Origin of the sequence: Achromobacter sp. ACM02 (assembly GCF_014851605.1) — a bacterium.
GTDB lineage: Bacteria > Pseudomonadota > Gammaproteobacteria > Burkholderiales > Burkholderiaceae_B > Achromobacter > Achromobacter aegrifaciens.
On sequence record NZ_JACUZY010000006.1, the window covers coordinates 160256 to 182535 of the forward strand.

General features: G+C 67.0%; 24 protein-coding genes. 13 read left to right on the plus strand and 11 right to left on the minus strand.

Annotated features, from left to right (window positions below):
* Nucleotides 1-7: 7 nt before the first annotated feature.
* Genes trkA through rsmB form a run of 5 tightly spaced genes read right to left on the minus strand, consistent with a single transcriptional unit; the run spans nt 8 to nt 6368 of the window.
* On the minus strand, nt 8-1387 hold the full coding sequence (gene trkA, locus IB258_RS19985; protein WP_054457730.1) for a Trk system potassium transporter TrkA: 1380 nt from the start codon (nt 1385-1387) through the stop codon (nt 8-10).
* On the minus strand, nt 1384-2076 hold the full coding sequence (locus IB258_RS19990; RefSeq protein ID WP_119450201.1) for a response regulator: 693 nt from the start codon (nt 2074-2076) through the stop codon (nt 1384-1386). Before IB258_RS19990 ends, trkA begins: the two co-directional genes overlap by 4 nt.
* 11 nt (nt 2077-2087) lie before the next feature.
* A complete protein-coding gene (locus tag IB258_RS19995; protein WP_192353099.1) occupies nt 2088-4403 on the minus strand; it encodes an ATP-binding protein in 2316 nt (771 codons plus the stop codon).
* Entirely contained in the window at nt 4400-4990 is a 591-nt protein-coding gene (locus IB258_RS20000) for a DUF4390 domain-containing protein (RefSeq protein WP_082401241.1), read from the minus strand. Before IB258_RS20000 ends, IB258_RS19995 begins: the two co-directional genes overlap by 4 nt.
* Nucleotides 4991-5030: 40 nt before the next feature.
* A complete protein-coding gene (rsmB, locus tag IB258_RS20005) occupies nt 5031-6368 on the minus strand; it encodes a 16S rRNA (cytosine(967)-C(5))-methyltransferase RsmB (RefSeq protein WP_192353100.1) in 1338 nt (445 codons plus the stop codon).
* Between the two features lie 92 nt (nt 6369-6460).
* On the opposite strand from rsmB, the gene IB258_RS20010 reads away from it, so the two are divergent.
* The 3 genes from IB258_RS20010 (at nt 6461) to rimO (ending at nt 9117) form a co-directional block, all read left to right on the plus strand.
* Complete coding sequence (locus tag IB258_RS20010; RefSeq protein ID WP_192353101.1) at nt 6461-7093, plus strand: LysE family translocator; 633 nt, start codon at nt 6461-6463, stop codon at nt 7091-7093.
* Between the two features lie 249 nt (nt 7094-7342).
* Nucleotides 7343-7600: a DNA-binding transcriptional regulator gene (locus IB258_RS20015; protein WP_054457735.1), complete on the plus strand. Its 258-nt coding sequence runs from the start codon at nt 7343-7345 to the stop codon at nt 7598-7600.
* Nucleotides 7601-7779: 179 nt separating this feature from the next.
* On the plus strand, nt 7780-9117 hold the full coding sequence (rimO, locus tag IB258_RS20020; RefSeq protein ID WP_054457789.1) for a 30S ribosomal protein S12 methylthiotransferase RimO: 1338 nt from the start codon (nt 7780-7782) through the stop codon (nt 9115-9117).
* A gap of 35 nt (nt 9118-9152) precedes the next feature.
* On the opposite strand, the gene IB258_RS20025 is transcribed toward rimO, so the two are convergent.
* The gene (locus IB258_RS20025; RefSeq protein ID WP_042796135.1) at nt 9153-9470 is read right to left on the minus strand and encodes a multidrug efflux SMR transporter; all 318 of its coding nucleotides are present in this window, start codon (nt 9468-9470) and stop codon (nt 9153-9155) included.
* An 81-nt stretch (nt 9471-9551) separates the two neighbouring features.
* On the opposite strand from IB258_RS20025, the gene IB258_RS20030 reads away from it, so the two are divergent.
* Entirely contained in the window at nt 9552-9947 is a 396-nt protein-coding gene (locus IB258_RS20030) for a helix-turn-helix domain-containing protein (RefSeq protein WP_192330246.1), read from the plus strand.
* Here the strand turns inward: IB258_RS20030 and IB258_RS20035 are convergent.
* Nucleotides 9944-10504: a bacterioferritin gene (locus tag IB258_RS20035; protein WP_192353102.1), complete on the minus strand. Its 561-nt coding sequence runs from the start codon at nt 10502-10504 to the stop codon at nt 9944-9946. The genes IB258_RS20030 and IB258_RS20035 overlap by 4 nt on opposite strands.
* 221 nt (nt 10505-10725) lie before the next feature.
* Between IB258_RS20035 and IB258_RS20040 the strand changes: the two genes are divergently transcribed.
* From IB258_RS20040 to IB258_RS20055, 4 genes are read left to right on the plus strand one after another with little or no spacing between them, the layout of a single operon-like run.
* Entirely contained in the window at nt 10726-11313 is a 588-nt protein-coding gene (locus IB258_RS20040; RefSeq protein WP_054457738.1) for a TIGR00730 family Rossman fold protein, read from the plus strand.
* Nucleotides 11314-11350: 37 nt separating this feature from the next.
* On the plus strand, nt 11351-11917 hold the full coding sequence (locus IB258_RS20045; RefSeq protein ID WP_175163468.1) for a hypothetical protein: 567 nt from the start codon (nt 11351-11353) through the stop codon (nt 11915-11917).
* Between the two features lie 49 nt (nt 11918-11966).
* A complete protein-coding gene (locus IB258_RS20050) occupies nt 11967-12593 on the plus strand; it encodes an HAD hydrolase-like protein (protein ID WP_054457740.1) in 627 nt (208 codons plus the stop codon).
* 17 nt (nt 12594-12610) lie between these two features.
* Complete coding sequence (locus tag IB258_RS20055) at nt 12611-13237, plus strand: pyridoxamine 5'-phosphate oxidase family protein (protein ID WP_192353103.1); 627 nt, start codon at nt 12611-12613, stop codon at nt 13235-13237.
* Between the two features lie 35 nt (nt 13238-13272).
* On the opposite strand, the gene fmt is transcribed toward IB258_RS20055, so the two are convergent.
* Nucleotides 13273-14214 carry a methionyl-tRNA formyltransferase gene (fmt, locus tag IB258_RS20060; protein ID WP_192353104.1) on the minus strand — a complete coding sequence of 314 codons (942 nt, stop codon included), beginning with the start codon at nt 14212-14214 and terminating at the stop codon, nt 13273-13275.
* 175 nt (nt 14215-14389) lie between these two features.
* The gene (gene def / locus IB258_RS20065) at nt 14390-14902 is read right to left on the minus strand and encodes a peptide deformylase (protein WP_054457743.1); all 513 of its coding nucleotides are present in this window, start codon (nt 14900-14902) and stop codon (nt 14390-14392) included.
* 216 nt (nt 14903-15118) lie between these two features.
* On the opposite strand from def, the gene dprA reads away from it, so the two are divergent.
* The 3 genes from dprA (at nt 15119) to IB258_RS20080 (ending at nt 17734) form a co-directional block, all read left to right on the plus strand.
* Complete coding sequence (gene dprA, locus IB258_RS20070; RefSeq protein ID WP_125471772.1) at nt 15119-16231, plus strand: DNA-processing protein DprA; 1113 nt, start codon at nt 15119-15121, stop codon at nt 16229-16231.
* 112 nt (nt 16232-16343) lie between these two features.
* A complete protein-coding gene (locus tag IB258_RS20075) occupies nt 16344-17252 on the plus strand; it encodes a hydroxymethylglutaryl-CoA lyase (RefSeq protein WP_054457745.1) in 909 nt (302 codons plus the stop codon).
* Nucleotides 17253-17260: 8 nt separating this feature from the next.
* Complete coding sequence (locus IB258_RS20080; RefSeq protein ID WP_054457790.1) at nt 17261-17734, plus strand: hypothetical protein; 474 nt, start codon at nt 17261-17263, stop codon at nt 17732-17734.
* Nucleotides 17735-17791: 57 nt separating this feature from the next.
* On the opposite strand, the gene IB258_RS20085 is transcribed toward IB258_RS20080, so the two are convergent.
* Entirely contained in the window at nt 17792-18808 is a 1017-nt protein-coding gene (locus IB258_RS20085; protein ID WP_054457746.1) for an amino acid ABC transporter substrate-binding protein, read from the minus strand.
* A 193-nt stretch (nt 18809-19001) separates the two neighbouring features.
* Nucleotides 19002-20243: a PLP-dependent aminotransferase family protein gene (locus tag IB258_RS20090; protein WP_192353105.1), complete on the minus strand. Its 1242-nt coding sequence runs from the start codon at nt 20241-20243 to the stop codon at nt 19002-19004.
* Between the two features lie 199 nt (nt 20244-20442).
* On the opposite strand from IB258_RS20090, the gene IB258_RS20095 reads away from it, so the two are divergent.
* Together IB258_RS20095 and IB258_RS20100 are read left to right on the plus strand one after the other, a co-directional pair.
* Nucleotides 20443-21162: a YggS family pyridoxal phosphate-dependent enzyme gene (locus IB258_RS20095; protein ID WP_192353106.1), complete on the plus strand. Its 720-nt coding sequence runs from the start codon at nt 20443-20445 to the stop codon at nt 21160-21162.
* Between the two features lie 129 nt (nt 21163-21291).
* Entirely contained in the window at nt 21292-22260 is a 969-nt protein-coding gene (locus IB258_RS20100; RefSeq protein WP_192353107.1) for a tripartite tricarboxylate transporter substrate binding protein, read from the plus strand.
* Nucleotides 22261-22280: the final 20 nt, after the last annotated feature.

Genomic DNA, 22280 nt, shown 5'->3' on the forward strand with positions numbered 1-22280 from the left:
GCGCGCATCAGAAGAACGACGCCGAGACTTGGAACAGCTTTTCCACGCGCGGCATCTGCCGGCGCGAGGGCACGAAGACGATGACGTGGTCGTCGGATTCGATCACGGTGTCGGCGTCCGGCAGGATGATTTCGTCCTCCCGCACCAGCGCGCCGATGCTGGCGCCCTTGGGCAGGCTGATCTGCCCGACCGCGCGCCCCACCACCTTGGAGGTGGAGCGGTCGCCGTGGGCGATGGCCTCCAGCGCTTCCGCCACGCCCTGGCGCAGCCGGTGCACGGCGGCCACGTCGCCGCGGCGCACATGCCGCAGGAGTTCGCTCATGGTGGCCTGGGATGGCGACACGGCGATGTCGATATGGCTGCCCTGCATCAGCTCGCCGTAGGCCTGGCGGTTGATCAGCGCGATCACCTTGCGCGCGCCCAGGCGCTTGGCCAGCAGCGAGGACATGATGTTGTCCTCGTCGTCGCTGGTCAGCGCCAGCCAGGTGTCCATGTCCTCGATGTTCTCGCGTTCCAGCAACGCCTCGTCGGTGCCGCTGCCGTGCAGCACCAGCACGCTGTCGGGCAACTGGGTCGCCAGGTATTCGCAGCGCTTCTGGTCGCGCTCGATGATGCGGACGCTGTATTTTTCCTCGGCCAGTTGGCGCGCCAGGCGCAGGCCGATGTTGCCGCCGCCCGCGATCATCACGCGGCGCACGGCACGCTCGGCCTCACGCAGTTGCCGAACGGCGCGGCGCGCATCGCGCGAGTCCACCACCAGCACCACCTCGTCGCCCGGGGCGACGACGGTACCGCTGCCGGCCCGCAGCGGCCGGCCGCCGCGCAGCACGTCGATCACGCGCGCCTTCACGTCGGGCCAGACGTCGCGCAGCTTGTCGACCGGCGAATGGGCCATCGGGCTGCCCGCCCCGACCCGCACGGTCACGACGCTGACCCGGCCTTCGGCGAACTCCACCACCTGCAGGGCCTCGGGAAATTCGATCAGGCTGTGCAGATAGGTGGTGACGCTGCGCTCGGGGCTGATCAGGGCGTCGATGCAGAAGCCCTCTTCGCTCATGAGTTCCGGGTGTTCGGCGAACTCCACCGAACGGATGCGGGCAATGCGGCGGGGAATGTTGAACAGCTGGCGCGCGATCTTGCAGGCCACCATATTGGCCGAATCCGAGGCCGCACAGGCGATCAGCAGGTCGGTGTCGGCGGCGCCAGCGGCCTCCAGCACCGAAACCTGCGAGCCGTCGCCATGGACGACGCGCAGGTCGAAGTGTTCTTGCAGGTATTGGAGCTGGACAGGATCCGAATCGATCACCGTGATGTCGTTCTCTTCGGACACCAGGTTCTCGGCCACGCTGGTGCCTACGCGACCAGCGCCCATGATCAGGATCTTCATGAGCTCCGCTTGCGGGCGGACTCGATGCCCAATTGCTTGAGCTTGCGATACAGGTGGGTGCGTTCCAGCCCCGTGCGTTCCGACACGCGGGTCATGCTGTGGCTTTCGCGGACCAGGTGGTATTCAAAATAGATGCGCTCGAATTCGTCGCGCGCCTCGCGCAGCGGTTGGTCCAGCGAAATGCTGCCCAGTTGGCCGTTGGACGTGACGGGGACTTCGTTGGACGGCGCGGCGGCCTGGACCGGGGGATCGAGTTCGTCTTCCAGCGCCACCGCGGGGCTGGCCACGGCCGAATGCGCGGCGGCAGGCGCCGGATGCGGCGCGCGGCCGCGCGCCAGGCCGGCGGCGACCGTCTTCAGGAGGCGTTGCAGCGTGATCGGCTTTTCAAGGAAGTCCATGGCGCCGATGCGCGTGGCTTCGACTGCCGTGTCGATGGTGGCATGGCCGCTCATCATGATCACGGGCATGTCCAGCAGGCCTTGCGAGCCCCATTCCTTGAGCAGGCTGACGCCGTCCGTGTCCGGCATCCAGATGTCCAGCAACACCAGGTCAGGACGCATGCGCAAGCGTGCGGCGCGCGCTTGCGCCGCGTTTTCAGCCAGCTCGACCGTGTGTCCTTCGTCGTATAGGATTTCCGACAAAAGCTCGCGTATACCGACTTCGTCGTCAACCACCAGAATTCTGGCCATAAAGCATCCACCTATTGCGTAGCCGCATTATCCTTTTCTTGCGCGGTCGCGTCCATAGTATCGGCCTCGGAAGCCAGCCGGGTCAACAATATGGAGATCCGCGCGCCCCCTTCCTTGCGGTTCGCAAGGTCTATACGCCCGCCGTGTTCTTCCACGATCTTGCGTACGATTGCCAATCCTAACCCAGTCCCGTGGGACTTGGTGGTGACGTAGGGCTCGAACGCGCGCTGCATGACCTGGGGAGGAAAGCCCGGGCCCGTGTCGGCGACCGTGAACCTGAGCGCCTGATGGGCCGCCCGGTCGGGCTGCTCGCTGCGCATGAGCTGCGTGGTCACGCTGACCCGCCCTTGCCCGCCCTGCTCGGCGATCGCGTCGCGGGCATTGGACATCAGGTTATGGATCACCTGCCGCAACTGGGTGGGATCGCCCTCGATGGGCGGCAGGTCCGGCGCCAGCGTCACGTCCAGATTCAGGGCCTTTTCGGCCAGGCGCGACGAACCGCCTTCGGGCTCCCAGCCGTACAGCGACAGCACGTCCGCCACCAGGGCGTTGAAGTCGATGCGTTGCATCACGGCCGGCGGCGTGCGGGCATATTCGCGGAAGTCGTCCACCATCTGCTTGAGCGATGCCACCTGGTTGACGATGGTATTGGTAGACCGTGCCACGATCTGGGCCTCGGCGGGAGGCAGCTTGCCCTCCAGCTTCATCGCCAGGCGCTCGGCCGATAGCTGGATCGGCGTAAGCGGGTTCTTGATCTCGTGCGCCAGCCTGCGGGCGACTTCGCCCCAGGCCACGGTCCGGTTGGCCGAGATCACTTCGGTGATGTCGTCAAACACCACCAGATAGCCGTTGCCGCGCCCGTCCACGCGCAGATGCGTGCCGCGCGCCAGCAGGGTCAGGGGCTGCGAGCCAGCGGGCGCGTCGTCCTGGCCCGGGGCGATCTCGAATTGCTGCTGCCAGTGCTGGCGCTCGGACCCCACCGCGGCGTGGGCGGAAAAAGCCTGCCGCACGATGTTGGCGAACTCCAGCATGCCGGCCACGATTTCCAGCGGCCGTCCGATCACCGAGCGCAGGTCCGCGCCCAGGATGGTCTGGGCGCCCTGGTTGACGGTGGTGACGCGGAACGATTCGTCGAACACCAGCACCCCGGAGGACAGGTTCGACAGCACGCTTTCCAGATAGACATTGGAGCGTTCCAGCTGCTGCCGGTTGCTCTCGACCATGCGGCGGGCCTCGTCGAGCTGGCGTGTCATGGCGTTGAACGAACGCGTGAGCTGGCCGACTTCGTCGCGCTCGGGCGGCTCGGGCAAGGGCCGGTAGTCGCCCACGCCCACGGCCTGCGTGCCGCCCGCCAGGCTGAGCAGCGGGCGCACCAGCCGCTTGGACAATGAGAGCGCCACCGCGATGGCGCCGAAGGCCGCCAGCAGCAAGGCCAGGGTCAGGGTGATGCCGTACAGCTTGCGCAAGCCCAGCCGCGACAGCGCCAGCTCCTGGTAGTCGCGAAAACCCTGCTGCACCAGATTGGCGTTGTGGGCGATCTGCTCGGGTACCGGCTGCAGCAGCTGCAGCCAACGCGGTTCGGATGCCGGTCCCAACAGGTTGTCGTAGCGGTCGGGGCCGGTCAGCGGAATCACCACCCGCAGGTGCAGCCCGCCTTCAGCGCCGGGGGTCACCGGGTCATCGGCCTCGGCGGCGGAGTAGCCGCGCGCCAGCCGCAGCTGGTTCATGACGGTGGACGGCGGCATCGCGGGCAGCAATTGCCCGTACTGGCTGGTGGAGAACGCGATCATGCGCCCGCTGCCGGTAAAAACCATGGCTTCCTGCACGCCGTTGGCCTCGCGCAGCCGCGTCAAGGCGAGCGTCACGCCGCTGTCGGAACTGCGGTTCAGTTCCATGGCCATGGAGCGCGCACGCGCGTCCAGGTCGGCCAGCAGCGAATCCAGCGCGGCGCGGCCCAGGTTCAGGCCCGCCTCCAGCGCCGTGTCCACGCGCACGTTGAACCAGGATTCGATCGAGCGTGACATGAACTGCACCGACACGGTGTAGATCAGGGCGCCGGGCACCACGCCGATCAGCGCAAACGCCAGGGAAAAACGGGCCGTCAGCCGCGCGCCGAACTGGCGTCGACGGATCTGCCGCGCCAGCCTCACGGTCAGCGCCACCACCCAGATGAAGAGCGCCAGCGCAAAAATGCCATTCAGCACCAGCAGCGTGTCGTAGTAGCGCGCAAAGCGCGAGGCATTGCCGGTGGACCACGCCAACAGCCCCAGCAATGCCAGGCCGCTTGCGGCGCCAACCATCAGGGCCAGCCGAAGCACAAGCCTCATGACGGGTCTTTCTCCTTGTCGCTGAGCACGAACGTGAAGTCCATCCACGGCGTCGACTGTACCCAGGAGCTGCTGTTCAGGGCGTTGACCTGGAAGGGCCGCGGCAGCAGCGACGTATCCAGGCGCAGGCGCAACTGGCCGCCGTACAGCACGCCCGCATCGAAGTCGGCGGCGTCCGCCACCGGCCAGTTGCGGATATGCCGGATGACCCCCATGGCGTCATCCAGCGAGGCGACTGGAAAGGTAAGTTCGCCCACGCCCACCCGCCATTGCCGGGTCAGGGCGTTGTAGATGATGCGCCAGGTGCGGGACGTGTCGACCAGGGACTTGTCGAACCACCACCAGCGTTCGCGCGTGACGGTGAGGTCGGCGGTGAGATACAGCGGCACTCCGCGCTGGGCGGCTTCGCGCAGCTGCGAGTTCAGTTCGAACTCGATGTCCGCGTCGATCTGGAGCTGGCCGTCTCGAACCGCCGGGCGAACTTCGGTGACCTTGGGTTCCGCCCCATGCGCCTGCCCGCCCGGCACGAAGGAAAGCAAGGCAGATGCGAGCAACAACCCGAGAAATAAGCGCGGAATAATGGACATACGGCACCGGAACTACGTCATGCCCCCTATTCTTGGCGATTCAGGACTGCTTGGCAAACAAGGCGTAGAAAAACCCGTCGCGCTGCGCCGCAGGTGTTGCATCGACCGCAACTGGCAGCAATTGGCCGGGCGCGTCCAGGCGCTGCGCCTCCGGATGGCGCTGCATGAACTCCAGCGCCTGGCGCGTACCCTCGATCGGGAAGATCGAGCAGGTCACGTAAAGCAGCCGCCCGCCGGGCGCCACGGTGCGCCAGAGCGCGTCCAGGATGCTGGCCTGCAGGGTGGCCGTGCGACGCACGTCGTTCTCGCGCCGCAGCCAGCGGATGTCGGGATGGCGGCGCACGATGCCCGAGGCCGTGCAGGGGACGTCGGCCAGCACGGCGTCGAACGGCTTGCCGTCCCACCAGGCGTCCAGGTCGGCCGCATCCGCCGCTTTCAACTGGACACGATCGCTTGCCAGACCCAGCCGGTCCAGGTTCTGGCCGACACGGGCCAGCCGGTCGGCGTCGGCATCCAGCGCCAGCAGATCGATATCGGCCAGCTCCAGCAGGTGGGCGGTCTTGCCGCCAGGGGCCGAGCAGGCGTCCAGCACCCGCATGCCGTCGGCAGGCGCCAGCAGTTCGGCCGCCAGTTGCGCGCCGGCGTCCTGCACCGACCACCAGCCCTCGGCAAAGCCGGGCAGTTGCGTGACCGGCTTGGGCGTGGCCAGTACCAGGCCGGACTGGCCCACAGGTTCGGCCGCCAGGCCGGCGGCCTGGAAGGCGGCCAACACCTGCTCGCGGCTGGCGCGGCGGCGATTGACCCGCAGAGTCAGCGGCGCGGGCACATTGGCCGCAGCCAGGATCTCGCGCCATTCCCGCGGATAGGCCACGCTCAGCTGCTTGACCCACCAGCCGGGGTGGTTCCATTGGGCCTCGGGGCTGTCCGCCACGGCAGCCTCGAGCGCCGCGCGCTCGCGCAGGAAACGACGCAGGCAGGCGTTGAGCATGCCCTTATAGGAAGCCAGGGCGCGGCTGCGGGAGGCCGCCGTCACGGCCTGGTCCACCACCGTGTGCGCCGCGTAGACCGGCATGCCCGGCAGGGCGGCGGCGGCATCGCCTTCTTCCTTCAGCAGGGTCAGCGACACCAGCAACAAAGATTCGAACAACACGCTGGGATAGCGCTGCACCATCTCGCGACCCACGGCGTCGGCCCAGCCCAGGTAACGCATGGCATGGAACGACACGGCCTGCGTGGCGGGCCGCAGGGACGATTCCACGTCGGCCAGCGCGTCCGTCAGGGAGCGGCCGTCCAGCACGCTCTCGACCACCTCCGCGCTGGAAAGCAGGACGGAGGACAGCGGAGGGGCCAAATTGGGGGAGTCGGAACGCGTGGACATGATGCAAATTCAGGAGATAAGACCGCTATGGTAGCCGGACCTGGACGAATGGCGGCCGTCGCGGCACACTGGCCCCAGCCACGGAGCCCCTCATGACCCTCGCCACCCTGCTGCTCTTCATCCTGGCCTCGGCCGTCACCATCATCACGCCGGGCCCCACCGTCCTGCTCGCCATGAGCAACGGTTCGCGCCACGGCGTGCGCGCTGCCTGCTGGGGCATGGCCGGCGCGGTGCTGGCCGACCTGGTCCTGATCGGCGCGGTGGCGTCGGGCCTGGGCGTGGTGCTGGCGGCGTCCGAAATCGCCTTCCAGCTCATCAAAGGGGTGGGCGCGGCCTATCTGGCGTACCTGGGCTGGAAGATGCTGCGCTCGGACGCGGCGCTGGTCATGCCCGCCGCCCAGGCGGACGCCCGGCGTCCGGCCGGCCTGGCGCTGGGCCTGCGCAGCTTCGCGGTGGCGCTGACCAACCCCAAGGCGCTGCTGTTCATGTCCGCCTTCCTGCCCCAGTTCATCAATCCCGCCGCCCCTCTACTGGCGCAGTACGCCGTACTGGCCGGGGTCATGGCGCTGATGAACGTCGCCGTGATGCTGGCCTACGCCGCGCTGGGCGCGCAGATGGTGCGCGCCTTCCAGGGCGCCGGCCTGCGCTGGCTGAACCGCGTCTGCGGGGGACTGCTGATCGGGCTGGCGGGGACGCTGGCGCTGTATCGGCGCAGCGCGCCTTGATGCAACCTCGATTCCAAATCCCGCGCGGATACACGTTGGGCAGCACCCAACAACGTGGATGCATCGATCCGCCTCGCGACCGCACTACGCGCGGGGATGATTCCTGACAGCAGGCACATCGCGCTATTGGAGCGCCCCGCGCTTGACCTACGGCAATGCCGTATAATTAAAAATTCGCCTTCGCCGCCCATCCTGGCGCGATGGCCTGAACCCTGGGACGCCATACAGGCGCCCGACTTTTGAAGAGCCATGAAGAATGCTGCCCCGACGGCGCGCAGCGTACCGTGGCAGGCGTCGCATATCAGCGAAGCACGCAGCCGCGTGGGCCTGCCGCAAACGGATTTCGCTGAACTGCTGGGCGTGAGCGTACGCACTCTGCAAGATTGGGAGCAAGGACGGCGCACCCCCTCGGGCGCGGCGAAGACCCTGCTGCAGGTAGCAATGATGCATCCCGAGACCCTGCGAGAGCTGCCCCCGTGGCCCGCCAACGAACACGCTGAATCCTGAGGCCAGCCGCCCCGGCCTCGCCCGACACGAACAACACATCCGCCGCGCGACACGCTTGCCGCGCGATTTTTTGGTGAACGACATTGGAAATCCTCGAAACCTCCCGGCCTGGCAAGGGCCCCGGCAAGGCCAACGACGCTGACGCGAACGCGTCCGCCACCTCCGCCCTGGCCGACACCATCGCCGCCGCCAACGCCGACGGCCGGACCCCGCGCGTGGGATTCGTTTCCCTGGGCTGTCCCAAGGCCCTGGTCGACTCCGAGCGCATCCTGACCCAACTGCGCACCGAAGGGTACGTAGTCACGCCCGAGTACAACGATGCCGACGTGGTCGTCGTCAATACCTGCGGCTTCATCGACAGCGCCAAGGCGGAATCGCTGGAGGCCATTGGCGAAGCCCTGGCCGAGAACGGCAAGGTCATCGTGACCGGCTGCATGGGCGTCGAGGAATCGGTGATCCGCGACGTGCACCCCAGCGTGCTGGCCGTGACCGGCCCGCAGCAATACGAAGAGGTGGTGCGCGCGGTGCACGAGGCAGCGCCGCCCAAGAAGGACCACAACCCCTACCTGGACCTGGTGCCGCCGCAAGGCATCAAGCTCACGCCGCGGCACTACGCCTATCTGAAGATTTCGGAAGGCTGTAATCACCGCTGCAGCTTCTGCATCATCCCGTCGATGCGCGGCGACCTGGTCAGCCGGCCGGTGGGCGACGTGCTCAGCGAGGCCGAGCGCCTGGTCAAGGCGGGCGTGAAGGAATTGCTGGTGATCTCGCAGGACACCAGCGCCTATGGCGTGGACGTGAAGTACCGCAGCGGCTTCTGGAACGGCCGTCCGGTGAAGACCCGCATGACCGAGCTCTGTACGGCCTTGTCCGAGATGGGCGTGTGGACGCGCCTGCACTACGTGTATCCGTACCCGCACGTGGACGAAGTGATCCCGCTGATGGCCGAGGGCAAGATCCTGCCCTACCTGGACATCCCGTTCCAGCACGCCAGCCCGCGCATCCTGAAGGCCATGAAGCGCCCGGCCTTCGAGGACAAGACCCTGGCCCGCATCAAGCGCTGGCGCGAGATCTGTCCGGACCTGACAATCCGTTCGACCTTCATCGTCGGCTTCCCCGGAGAAACCGAGGAAGACTTCCAGTACCTGCTGGACTGGATGCAGGAAGCGCAGCTGGACCGCGTGGGCTGTTTCCAGTATTCGCCGGTGGAAGGCGCGCCCGCGAACCTGCTGGACAATCCGGTGCCGGACGAGGTCAAGCAGGAACGCTGGGAACGCTTCATGGAGCTGCAGCAATCGATCTCCGCCGCCCGCCTGGCCAGGAAGGTCGGCCGCGAGATCGACGTGCTGATCGACGAAGTGGACGAAGACGGCGCCGTGGGCCGCAGCAGCGCCGATGCGCCTGAAATCGACGGCTGCGTCTACGTCAGCTCGGACAAGCCCCTGAAGGCGGGCGATCTGGTGCGCGCCCGCGTCACCGATTCCGACGAATACGACCTCTGGGCCGACGCGATCTGAATCCGCTCCCGCGCGCGGCGCCCGCCGCGCGCAGCTCAGGCTTCCAGCAGCTTGAGCCCAGCCACGCCGCCCACGATCATCGCAATGCACAGCAGGCGCGCGGCAGACGGCGAATCCCCGAACAGCATGATTCCCAGCACGGTAATGCCCACGGACCCGATACCGGTCCAGATGGCGTAGGCCGTGCCAGCAGGCAGCTGCTTCATGGCCAGCGTCAGCAGGAACACGCTGCCCAGGGCGGCCGCAATGCCGATCACGCTGGGCCAGAATCGCGTCCAGCCATCCGCATACTTCAAGGCCAGGGCCATCACGATTTCCACCGCGCTCGCGGCGACCAGAATCAACCAGGCCATTGCGGCCTCCTGCCAGAACCAGGGAACGGCTAGCTTAGAGACTATAGTTACCACAAGACAAGTACGCACCTTTTGGTAACTATGAAAAAGCCATCCGCCTCCGTGCCCTCGGGCGACGTGTTCGACGCTGCCTGCCCGTCGCGCCGAGCGCTGGAACTGATTGCCGGCAAATGGGTGCCGCTGATCCTGCCTGCGCTGGAACATGGCCCCATGCGCAACAACGAGCTGCTGCGCAGGCTGGACGGGATTTCACAGAAGGTCATGACCCAGACGCTCAAGGAACTGGAGCGTCACGGCCTGGTGCTGCGCGAGGACCTGGGCACCGTGCCGCCGCACGTGAACTACCGGCTGAGCGAACTGGGCCAATCCCTGAACGTGGCCCTGATCGCGCTGGACCGCTGGGCCGAGAACCATCATGCGGCGCTGGACGCGGCCGCGCGCCGCCATGACGCCCGGGCGGCGCGCCGCGTCCGCTAGCGCTTGGCCAGGAAGTCCGACATGTCGTCGGCGTGCTCTTCCTCCACCGCGAGGATCTCTTCCAGCAGGCGGCGCGTGGTGGTGTCCTGTTCGCCGATGTACTCGATCATCTGGCGGTAGCTGTCGATGGCGATGCGCTCGGCGATCAGGTTCTCCTTGATCATGTCCTCCAGCGACGTGCCTTCGACGTACTCGGAATGGCTGCGCTCCAACAGCCCCTTGGGCGACAGGTTGGGCTCGCCGCCCAGCTGCACGATGCGTTCCGAGAGCCGGTCGGCATGGTCCTGTTCCTGCGTGGCGTGTTCGGCGAATTCGGCGGCCACGGGCTCGGCGTTCAGCCCGCGGGCCATGAAGTAGTGGCGCTTGTAGCGCAGCACACAGACGATCTCGGTGGCCAGCGCTTCATTCAGCAGCTTCAGCACGGTCTGGCGGTCGGCGCGATAGGTGTCGGTCACGGCGCCGGACTCGATGTCCTGGCGCGCCTTGGCGCGTATGGCCTTCACGTCCATGTCGAACGGGCGGCTCGCCTGCGTTTGGGTACGGGTTGCTTGTTCCATATCGTGGCTCCTCTTGGTTAAGTGAAAGCACTGCGACACTGGGCTTCCAGTCTCTCCGTACAACCCAGTCTACCGATCGTGGCGGAACATGCTGTGTCCAAACATTGCCTGCGCCCCCCCAAATTGCCCGGCGAAAACGGTTTTCGATCCTTGCGTAAACTATGGGCTTCCCGAAAACCCGTGACGCAATCTGTAACGGGATGGGCATCACCCGAAGATCTATGACTTTGAAGAACATTTGCGTGTATTGCGGCTCGAACCCGGGCGCCCGGCCGGATTACATCGAGCAGGCCCGCGTGCTGGCCCGCGAACTGGTGCGGCGCGATCTGGGGCTGGTGTATGGCGGCTCGGTCGTGGGCATCATGGGCGTGGTCGCCAATGAGGTGCTGGCCGCCGGCGGCCGCGTGATCGGCGTGATCCCCGAACTGCTGATGAAGAAGGAGCAGGCGCACCGCGGCCTGACCGAGCTGCACCTGGTGCAGAACATGCACGAGCGCAAGGCCATGATGATGGAGAAGGCCGACGGCTTCATCGCGCTGCCCGGCGGCGCGGGCACGCTGGAAGAGTTCTTCGAGGTCTGGACCTGGGCGCAGCTGAACATGCACCAGAAGCCCTGCGGCCTGTTGAACATTGCCGGCTACTACGACGCGCTGGTCCAGTTCGTGGACCATGCGGTCGAGGAAGAATTCATCCGCCCCCAGCATCGCGACATGCTGGTGGTGGAAGAGGACCCTGCTTTGCTGCTGGACCGCTACGCCATGTACGAACCGCCCAATGTCTCGAAGTGGTTCGAACAGATCAAGGCCTGAGGCCATCCATCCACCCGACCACAACGGAAGCCCCGCAATGCCCACCCATGCGTTGACTCCCGCCAGCACCGAGTCCGTCCTGCGCGACTACTTTCATGCCAAGGACGAGAACCGCCCGCACTACATGGCGCGCGCGTTCGCGCCGGACGCCGTGCTGAAGATGGCCTTGCGCACGCAGGCCATCGCCTTCCCGCCCGAGTCGCACGGCCTGGCCGCCATCACCGATACGCTGGTGCGCAAGTTCGGCCAGACCTACGACAACGTCTACACGTTCTATCTGGCGCGACCCGAAGCCGGGGCGCGCCTGCCCGCCTACCAGTGCGACTGGATCGTGGGCATGACGGAAAAGGCCACGGGCAACGTCCGTGTGGGCTGTGGCCGCTATGACTGGGAATTCCAGCCCGAGCCCTATCGCGCGAGCAACCTCGTCATCACCATCGAAACCATGGTGACGCTGCCCGCGCACGACACCGAAGCCGTGTTCGGCTGGCTGCTGGGTCTGGACTATCCCTGGACCAGCGCCGCCCGCGTCGTGGCCGGCGCGCCGCCGCTCGAGGGCCTGGCTCCCGTCGTGCACTATCTGCTGCATCCGAATGGCGCCTAGGGCCGGCACAAGACTATTTTCAGCATCAACAGGCTCAGAGACCCGCGACTTGAAATACGACATCGCCGCTTTTGATTTTGATGGAACCCTGGCGGACACCATGCCATGGTTCAACTCCATCCTGAATACGGTGGCCGACAAATATGGCTTCCGCAAGATCGACGCCTCCGAACGCGACCAGCTGCGCCATCGCGATGCCGCCGAGATCCTCAAGTTTCTGGGCATCCCGCTGTGGAAGCTGCCCGCCATCATGGCCCACGTGCGCACGCTGATGCAGGAAATCGACCCCAGCGTGCACCTGTTCGACGGCATTCCCGACGCGCTGGCGCGCCTGAAGGCGGGCGGGCTGCGGCTGGCGGTGGTCAGCTCCAACTCCATCGAGAACGTGCAGCGCGTGCTGGGCGCTGAAACCGCCGCCCTGTTCGACGACTACGAATGCGGCACCGACCTGTTCGGCAAGTCCGCCAAGATCGACCGCCTGCTCAAGCAGCATGGCACCGCCCCCGAGCGCTTCCTGCTGGTGGGCGACGAAATGCGCGACATCGACGCCGCCCGCAAGGCCGGCGTGCGTATCGGTTCCGTCGCCTGGGGTTATAACCATGTCGAGGCCCTGCGCGAACGCGGCCCCGACGAGCTGTTCCTGACCGTTGCCGACCTGCCAGCCGCGCTGGCCTGAACCTGGAACCCGCAGCCATGCATATCGATCCCGCCCATCTGGTCACCGACGCAAACGCCCTGCAGGCGCTGTATGGCGCGTCCGGCGAAGCCTCCATCAAGAAGGAGGTGGATCATGTGCATCCGCACTACCGCGCCTTCATCGAAGCGGCGCCTTTCGCGGTGCTGGCCACTGCGGGCCCCGATGGCCTGGACGCTTCGCCGCGCGGCGATCCCGCCGGCTTCGTGGTGGTAGAGGACGACAAGACGCTGCTGCTGCCGGACCGCCGCGGCAACAACCGCATCGACAGCCTGCGCAACATCCTGGCCGATCCTCGGGTCGCGCTGCTGTTTCTGGTGCCGGGCGTGGGCGAGACCCTGCGGGTCAACGGCGCGGCGCGCATCAGCGTGGACCCGGCGCTGCTGGCGCGCTTCGAGATGGACGGCAAGCTGCCGCGCTCGGTGCTGGTCGTGGACGTGCACACCGTGTACTTCCAGTGTTCGCGCGCCTTGCTGCGCTCCAAGCTATGGGATCTGGCGACACAGGTGCCGCGCACCGCGCTGCCCAGCGTGGGCCGCATCCTGTCGGACCTGACGGCGGGCACCTTCGACGGCGTCACCTACGACCGCGAATTGCCTGCCCGCGTGGCCAGCACCTTGTATTGAAGAAAGATCCCGGGGCCTGCCTGGCCCCGGCGGGTTCAGGCCGGCTGCCAGCCGCGCGCGAACACGTCCACGGGCTGGCGCTTGCCGCCCGCTTTCTGCAGTTCCAACAGACGCAGCACGCCGTTGCCGGTGGCGATGTCGATGCCCGTGGCATCGGCGCGCAGCACGCTGCCGGGCGCAGCCGTCGTGGCCTGATCCAGCGCCTGCGCGCGCCACACCTTCACCGGATCTGCCAGGCCGGGCAGGCGGATGCTGGCGCCCGGCACGGGATTGAAGGCGCGCACGCGGCGCGCCAGCAGTTCGGCTGGCTGCGTGCAATCCAGCGCGCCTTCGGCCTTGTCGAGCTTGGCGGCGTAGGTCACGCCGGCCTCGGGCTGCTTGCGCGGCGTCAGTCCGCCTTGAGCCAGCGCGTCCAACGCCGCAACGATCGCCTCCCCGCCCGCCAGCGCCAACGCATCGTGCAGTTCGGCCGCCGTGGTGTCGCCGCCGATGGGCACGATGCGTTCCAGCAGCATGTCACCCGTATCCAGGCCCTGATCCATTTGCATGATGGTCACGCCAGTCTGCGCGTCGCCGGCTTCGATGGCGCGCTGGATGGGCGCGGCGCCGCGCCAGCGCGGCAGCAGGCTGGCATGGATGTTCAGGCAGCCCAGGCGCGGCAGGTCCAGCACCCACTGCGGCAGGATCAGGCCATAGGCCGCCACCACCATCACGTCGGGCGCCACACGCTCAAGCAGGGCCCGAGCCTCGCCGGCCTCTTCGGGATAGCGGCCGTCCAGGCGCAGGCTGCGCGGCTGGGCGACATCGATGCCGGCGTCCAGTGCCGCCTGCTTCACGGGGCTGGGCGTCAGCTTCAGCCCGCGCCCGGCCGGGCGGTCGGGCTGGGTCATGACCAGCGGGATCTCGTGGCCTGCGGCGCGCAGGGCGTCAAAGGCGATACGGGCGAATTCCGGCGTGCCGGCAAAGACTAGGCGCATGGGACGAGAAAAGAAGAATGAAATGGAACGGACGTTCAAAGAATCGCGTTGCCCGCAGCCAGGAGGCCTGGCCGATCCGGGGCGCCGCGGATCCGGCTTTGCCGGTTCGCCTGCGCCGCCCCCTGGACGGCGGCCCGCCTGAGGGGGCCCGCGCAGCGGGTAGGGGGTGAGCCCCTTACGCTCGCAACGCTTCGCGCTCGGCCTTCTTGAGCCTGGTCTTGATGCGGTTCTGCTTCAGGCTGGACAGGTATTCCACGAACACCTTGCCTTCCAGATGGTCAAGCTCGTGCTGCACGCACACGGCCAGCAGGCCGTCGGCCTCGAACTCGAAGGGCTTGCCGTCGATATCCAGCGCCTTGCAACGGATGCGGGAGGCCCGCTCGACGTCGTCATAGACGCCGGGCACGGACAGGCAACCCTCTTCGTAGATCTTGTAGTCGTCGCTGCGCCAGGTGATCTCGGGATTGATCAGCACCAGCAGCTGGTTGCTTTCCTCGGACACGTCGATCACGACGACGCGCTCATGCACGTCGACCTGGGTCGCGGCCAAGCCTACGCCCGGCGCGTCGTACATGGTTTCGGCCATGTCGCGCACCAGTTGGCGGATGCGGTCGTCGACCTCGGCGACCGGCTTGGCCTTTTTGTGCAGGCGCGGGTCCGGGTAGCGAAGAATAGGAAGTAAAGCCATTGCGGGGGAAATGCCAGTAGTCAGGTTTACATAAGAGTTTAATTCATTAGACTCTTGATTTCTAATAGTTTTCGGCTAATCCCGGGATTGGCCGGATTGCCATGTCCGCGGCGTTTCCTGGCCGCTCCGCGCCGCAAATCAATCCGCCTCGGGCCCGCGGTCCAGCGCCCCGCATGCGACACTCTCGCACCACCGACGCCCTTACGCGCCCGCACGATGCCGCTTACGCAATCCCCTTCCGAACTGGCCGCCTGGCTGCGCCTGTCCCTGGAACCGAACATAGGCTCCGCCACCGCCTGCACCCTGCTCGGCGCGCTCGGCCTGCCGGAACAGATCTACGCCCAGCGCGCCACCGCCTTGTCGCGCCATCTGCCCGAGGCGCTGGCGCGGCAACTGGCCGCCCCGATGCCGCCAGAAATGGCAGCGCAGGTCGAAGGCGCGCTGGAATGGGTAGCCGCGCCCGGCCGGCACATCCTGACGCTGGCCGATCCGACTTATCCGCAAAGCCTGCTGACCATCGCCGACCCGCCCATCCTGCTCTATGTCGCAGGCGACCCCGCTTTCCTGCAGGGACCGTCGCTGGCCGTGGTGGGCGCGCGCAACGCCACGCCCGGCGGCCAGGAGAACGCCCGCGCCTTTGCGCGGCATTTGGCTGGGCATGGCTGGCGCGTCATCAGCGGGCTGGCGCTGGGCATCGACGGCGCCGCCCATGAAGGCGCGCTGGACGCCGGCCCCGATGGCGCCGGCACCGTGGCCGTCATGGGCACCGGCATAGACCGCATCTACCCCGCCAAGCATCGCGACCTGGCGCACCGCATCGCGGCGCACGGCGCACTGGTGTCGGAACTGCCACTGGGCACGGGCGCGCTGCCGCAGCACTTCCCCAAGCGCAACCGCATCGTGGCCGGGCTGGCGCGCGGGGTGCTGGTAGTGGAAGCCGCCCGCCAGAGCGGATCGCTGATCACGGCCAGGCTGGCGGCTGAAGGCGGGCGCGAGGTCTTCGCCATTCCCGGATCCATCCATTCACCGCTTTCGCGCGGCTGCCATGCGCTGATCCGCCAGGGCGCCAAGCTCGTGGAGACCGCCCGCGACATCACCGACGAATTGGGCGGCGACCCCACGCCGGCCGTGCGCGCCCAGCCTGCCGCCGCGGAGGCCTTGCCTGACCACCCGGTGCTGGACGCGCTGGGCTACGATCCGCTGCACCTGGATGCGATCCAGGCCCGCAGTGGAATGGACACCGCCGACCTGCAGACGCAACTGGTGCAACTGGAACTGCAAGGCCGCGTCGTCCAGCTGGACGACGGCCGTTACCAACGCATGAAATAGGGTTGTTCCCCCTGGACCTCCCTGCAAAACAGGGTCGGCGCTATGGCGCTAATATTGAGCAGATAGCGCCGCCCTGCCGCGCCGCCTACCCCATCCCGAGACAGGAATAGACATGGCTTTGCCCTCCCGCGTGAAGATCGTCGAGGTGTCGCCCCGCGATGGCCTGCAGAACGAAAAGGAATTCGTGCCCACCGACATCAAGGTGGAACTGGTCAACCGCTTATCCGCCGCAGGCTTCCCCAACGTGGAGGCCGCCTCGTTCGTGTCGCCCAAATGGGTGCCGCAAATGGCCGACGGCGCGGAAGTCATGGCCCGCATCGAGCGCCGTCCCGGCACCATCTATTCCGTGCTGACGCCCAACATGAAGGGCTTCGAGGGTGCGCTGGCTGCCGGGGCCGACGAAATCGTGATCTTCGGCGCGGCCAGCGAAGCTTTCTCGCAGAAGAACATCAACTGTTCCATCGCCGAATCGATCGCGCGCTTCGAGCCCGTGGTGCAGGCCGCGCGCGCCGCCGGCATCCGCGTGCGCGGCAGTATCAGCTGCGCGCTGGGCTGTCCCTATCAGGGCGAAGTACCGGTGGAAGCGGTGGTGGACGTGGCGCAGCGCTACCTGGCAATGCAGGTCGACGAGATCGACGTGGCCGACACCATAGGCGTGGGCACGCCCAGGCGCGTGCGCGAAGTGATGACCGCGGTGACGCGCGTGGCCGACCCGGCCCGCATCTCCGGCCACTTCCATGACACCTACGGGCAGGCGTTGGCCAACATCCTGGCGGCGCTGGAAACCGGCATCTCGATTTTCCACACGTCGGTGGCCGGCCTGGGCGGCTGCCCCTACGCCAAGGGTGCCACCGGCAACGTCGCCACCGAAGACGTGCTGTACATGCTGCGCGGACTGGACATCGACACCGGCGTGGATTTCGACGCCGTGGTCGATATCGGCCAGTGGATGTCGGCCCACCTGAACCGCAAGGGCTCGAGCCGCGCCGGCAACGCCATCGCCGCCAAACGGGCGGCATGACGGATCGCATGAATACTCCGGCCAGCACGCCCTCCGCCGAGGAGCACGCGGCGCTGCTGCGGACCATCGGTCCCCTGCCCTTGTCCGGCCAGGCCTGGCCCGACTGGGTCCGCATCCTGACCTGGGTCATCCTGGCAGTGCTGGGCGTGCAGGTGGTCACCACCGCCATCCGCGCGCCCTCGCAGCCCTTCGACACTTTGCTGGCCGTCGTGGTGGGACTGTGCTTCCTGGGGCTGCTGTTCGTTTCCTGGCACATGCAGACATCCATCACCACCATCGATGAACGCGGCCTGCGCCAGACCTGGTTCACGCGCCGCGAAGTCGCCTGGGAAGACGTGCGCTACGCGCGCTTCGTGCCGATGCTGTTTTCCAAGCGGCTGGTGGTGTTCACGCACCGCGGCCGGCCGATGATCTTCCAGGGCGGCACGCGCGAATTGCGCGCCGCGTTCGTGAAGATCGCGGAGTTGTACCGGCGCGGATAAAGCCATCGGGCTTCGCGCACGGGCAATCGAGTACCCAACGCGCGAAACCCGCCGTCATCACCGTATTGGCAACGCGTACATCAGGCCGCCCTGCGTCCATTGCGCATTCAGCCCGCGCTTGATCTTCAGCGGGCTGCCCTGGCCCACGTTGCGCTCGAAGCTTTCGCCGTAATTGCCCACCTGCTTGACGATGTTGTAGGCCCATTTCTCGTCCAGCCCCAGGTTGGCGCCGCTGCCGGGCGTGACGCCCAGGATGCGCTTGATATTGGGGTTGGCGCTCTTGGCCTGCTCGTCCACGTTGGCGGACGACACGCCGTATTCCTCGGCTTCGATCATGGCCGACAACGACCAGCGCACGATGTTCAGCCAGGCATCATCGCCCTGGCGCACGAAGGGGCCGAGCGGTTCCTTGGAGATGATCTCGGGCAGCACCACGTAGTCGTCGGGGTTCTGCAGCTTGGAAATGCGAATCGAGGCCAGGCCCGAGGCGTCGGTGCTGAAGACGTCGCAACGGCCCGCGGCGAAGGCGTTGACCACCTCGTTGAAGGTCTCGATCACGACCGGCTTGTAGCTCACGTTGTTGGCGCGGGCCCAGTCGGCCAGCGTGTTTTCGTTGGACGTGCCGGTCTGCAGGCAGATGGTGGCCCCGTTGATCTCCTTGGCGCTCTTCACGCCCAGGGACTTCGGCACCAGGAAGCCCTGGCCGTCATAGAAGTTGATGCCGGCGTGGATGATGCCCAGTGCCGTATCGCGCTGCTGCGTCACCGTGGTGTTGCGCGTCAGCACGTCCACCTCGCCGGATTGCAGGGCGGTGAAGCGCTGCTGCGAATTCAGCGGCACCACCTTGATCTTGCTGGCGTCGCCGAAGACCGCTGCGGCAATCGCGCGGCACAGGTCGACGTCCAGCCCCTGCCACTTGCCTTGCGCGTCAGGCGCGGAGAAGCCCGCGAAGCCTGTGGTCGTACCGCAAGCCACGGCGCCGCGCTGGCGCACCACGTCCAGCGTGGCCGCTTGCGCGCCCTGCGCCGCTGCCGCCAGCAACGCTGCGCCGATCAACCCTTTTGCAATGTTCATGACCTCGTTTCCTGTTCTGCTTTGCGGGCGCGGGAACGCGCCGAGGCAAGAAGCTTATAGACATGAAGCGCCCAAACCAAATAACCAGCGCTTATTTAGGTATGCGCGCCCCGGCACGCAAGCGCCGGGGCGGACAGGCAGAAGAGCATAGCAACAGGCCGCACAGCGGCGCATGCGCGCCGTCAAGCCGGCATCAGGCGGCCAGCGAGATCGACACTGGTTCGTTGGCCTCGCACGCGTCCAGCGCGCGGCCCAGCCGCACCATGCCCTGGGCGATCTGGCTTTCATTCATGGTGGCGAACGACATGCGCATGGCATGCAGGTCGGCCTGCGCAGCATCCGCGTAGAACGCCTTGCCCGGCACGTAGACGACCTCGTGCTCGATGGCGTAGGGCAAGAGGCGCGTGGCGTCGATCTCGCCCGTCAGGCGGGCCCAGAAGAACATGCCGCCCTCGGGCTTGCTGAAGGTGACGCGGCCGTTGAGTTTGCGGGCCAGCGATTCCGCCATGGCGTCACAGCGCAGGCCGTAGGCTGCGCGGATGCGCGGCACGTGTTCGCCGTAGCGGCCATTGGCCAGGTATTGGGCCACGACTTCCTGGATCCAGGCGGACGAGGCCATGTCGTCGGCTGCCTTGGCGCTGACGCAGCGGCGGCGGACTTCGGGCGGCGCCACCAGCCAGCCGATGCGCAGCGCCGGCGCCATGGTCTTGGACATGCTGGCCAGGTACACGGCCCAGTGGCGCGCTTCGCCCTCGGCCAGCGCGGCGATGGGCGGCACTGCTTCGCCGGCAAAGCGCAGTTCGCTGTAGGGATCGTCTTCAACGATCAGGAAGCGGTGCTTGACCGCCAGTTCCAGCAGCCGCAGGCGGCGCTCGCGCGTCAGGGTCGCGCCGCAGGGGTTGGAGAACGATGCGACCACGCAGACCATCTTGGGCTTGATGCGGCCGGCCAGTTCGTCCAGCGCGTCCACGTCGATGCCTTCGGGACCCGACTGCACCGTATGCACCGTTGCGCCGGTGTAACGCAGCGCCTGCACGGAATTCGGAAACGCGGGCGATTCGATGATGGCATGGTCGCCGGGCTGCAGCATGACGCGGGTCAGCAAAGCCAGGGCCTGCTGCGAGCCGCCGGTCACGACCAGCTCGGTATCCGCGTTGCAGATAAGGCCGCGCTCGGCCGACAGACGCGCCAGCTCGTGGCGCAGGCTGGCCTGGCCGTCGATGTTGGAATACTGCAGGCAGGCGCCCAGGCGGGCCAGGACCTGGGTCGACGCGATCGACAGGCCTTCCACGTCGAACAGTTCCTGCGCGGGATAGCCGCCCGCCAGCGAAATGGTGCCCGGCCGCATGGCATACGGCATGAGCGATCGGATGGGGGAAGCTGGGGGATTCAGGAAAGGCGTGGCGAAAGCGTATTCAGGCGCTGCGGTGGACATGGCGGGAGACTGTGTAGGTTGGATACCGTGTCGCCCGCTGGGGCGGCGCCGGATGGCATAGAACATTGAAATATAAACAAATATCTTCAAATTCTAAGCCTGCCGATCAGACAGGGTCAACGACGCGCACGGGCGCTGTGGCGAAACGATCGGGCGCAGTCCTACACTATGGGACATCCCGTTCCTACCAGAGAGCTGAATGACCGCCGTAGACACCATGGCCGGGCGCCTTGCCCAGATCCAGCAACGCATCGCCGACGCCTGCGCGCGCGCCGGCCGCAGCGCGGACAGCGTGACGCTGCTGCCCGTCAGCAAGACCTTCGGCGTGGACGCCATCCGCGAGGGCATGGCGCTGGGGCTGACCCGCTACGGCGAAAACAAGACGCAGGAAATCCGCCAGAAAGCCGCGGCGCTGGACGGCCTGGGCCTGCAATGGGTGCTGATCGGCCATCTGCAGACCAATAAGGCCCGCGACGCGGCGCGCGACGCGGCCGAAGTCCAGTCGCTGGACCGGGTGGAGCTGGCCGAAGCCCTGCACCGCCGCCTGGCCAACGAAGGCCGGACGCTGGACGTGCTGGTGCAGGTCAAGACTTCGTCCGAGCCCACCAAGTACGGCATGGACTCCGCCGACGTGCCCGCCTTCCTGCGCCGCATCACCGCCGACTTCCCGACGCTACGCGTGCAAGGCCTGATGACGCTGGCCGTGAATTCGCCGGATCCCGCCGAGGTGCGCGCCTGCTTCCGCACCCTGCGCGAGTTGCGCGACCGCCTGCGGCAGGAAAACCTGCCAGGCGTATCGCTGGACCGTCTCTCGATGGGCATGAGCGGAGACTTCGAGCTGGCGATCGAGGAAGGCTCGACCGAGGTGCGTATCGGCTCGGCGATCTTCGGCGCCCGCAGCTATCCCGATCCGCAATAAGCCGCTGAAAGCAGGGCACAAAACATCTGCCGATTGCCGGGGACGCAAGGCATAATAACGGCGCATAACAGGCCCCCCGCATACCCTGCGGCGGCGGCCCATACTCAATTCCGCACTTGGAGACACCCCATGCATAAGCACGCGAAGCGCCTGTTGGCGCTGGCCGCCCTGTCCCTGGCCGCCGGCGCGGCCTCGGCCCAATCCTGGCCCACCCAGCCGATCCGCTGGATCGTGCCCTACCCGGCCGGCGGCGGCACCGACGTCGTGGCGCGCACGGTGGCAAGCGGCCTGGAAAAGCCGCTGGGCCAGACCATCGTGGTCGAAAACCGCCCCGGCGCCGCCACCATCATCGGCGCCACCGCCATCGCCCAGGCCGAGGCCAACGGCTACATGGTCGGCACGGCCGACTCGGGCACGCTGGCCTTCAACCCGTCGCTGTACGCCAAGCTGTCCTACGATCCGTCCAAGTTCACCTACATCGGCGGCATCGCCAAGTTCCCGCTGCTGCTGGCCGTGAACGTCAATTCGCCGTTCAAGACCGTGGACGACGTGATCCAGGCCGCCAAGAAAGAGCCGGGCAAGCTGTCGGCGGCGTCCGCCGGCGCGGGTTCGCCGCATCACCTGGCGCTGGAACTCTTCAAGCAGCGTACCAACGCCAACGTGCTGCACGTGCCCTACAAGGGCGCAGCGCCCGCCGTGCAGGATCTGCTGGGCGGACAGGTGGACCTGATGTTCATCGACCTGGCCTCGGGCTTGCCCAACGTCAAGGCCGGCAAGCTGCGCGTGTTGGCCGCGGCCACTCCGGAACGCGTCGCCGCGCTGCCGGACGTGCCCACCATGGCCGAACAAGGCGTGCCCAACTTCACCGCCTATGCCTGGCAAGGCCTGGTCGGCCCGGCCGGCCTGCCGGAGCCCGTCGTCAAGAAGCTGGCCGCCGACCTGGAAGCCACGCTGAAGTCGCCCGCCGTATCGCAGAAGATCCTGGACATGGGCGTCATCCCGATGCCGATGTCCTCGCAGCAGTTCAAGGCCTACGCCGAACAGGAACGCAGCGCCTGGGCGGACGTGATCAAGAAGGCCGGCATCAAGCTGGAGTAAACCTCCGGCTCACTGCCACA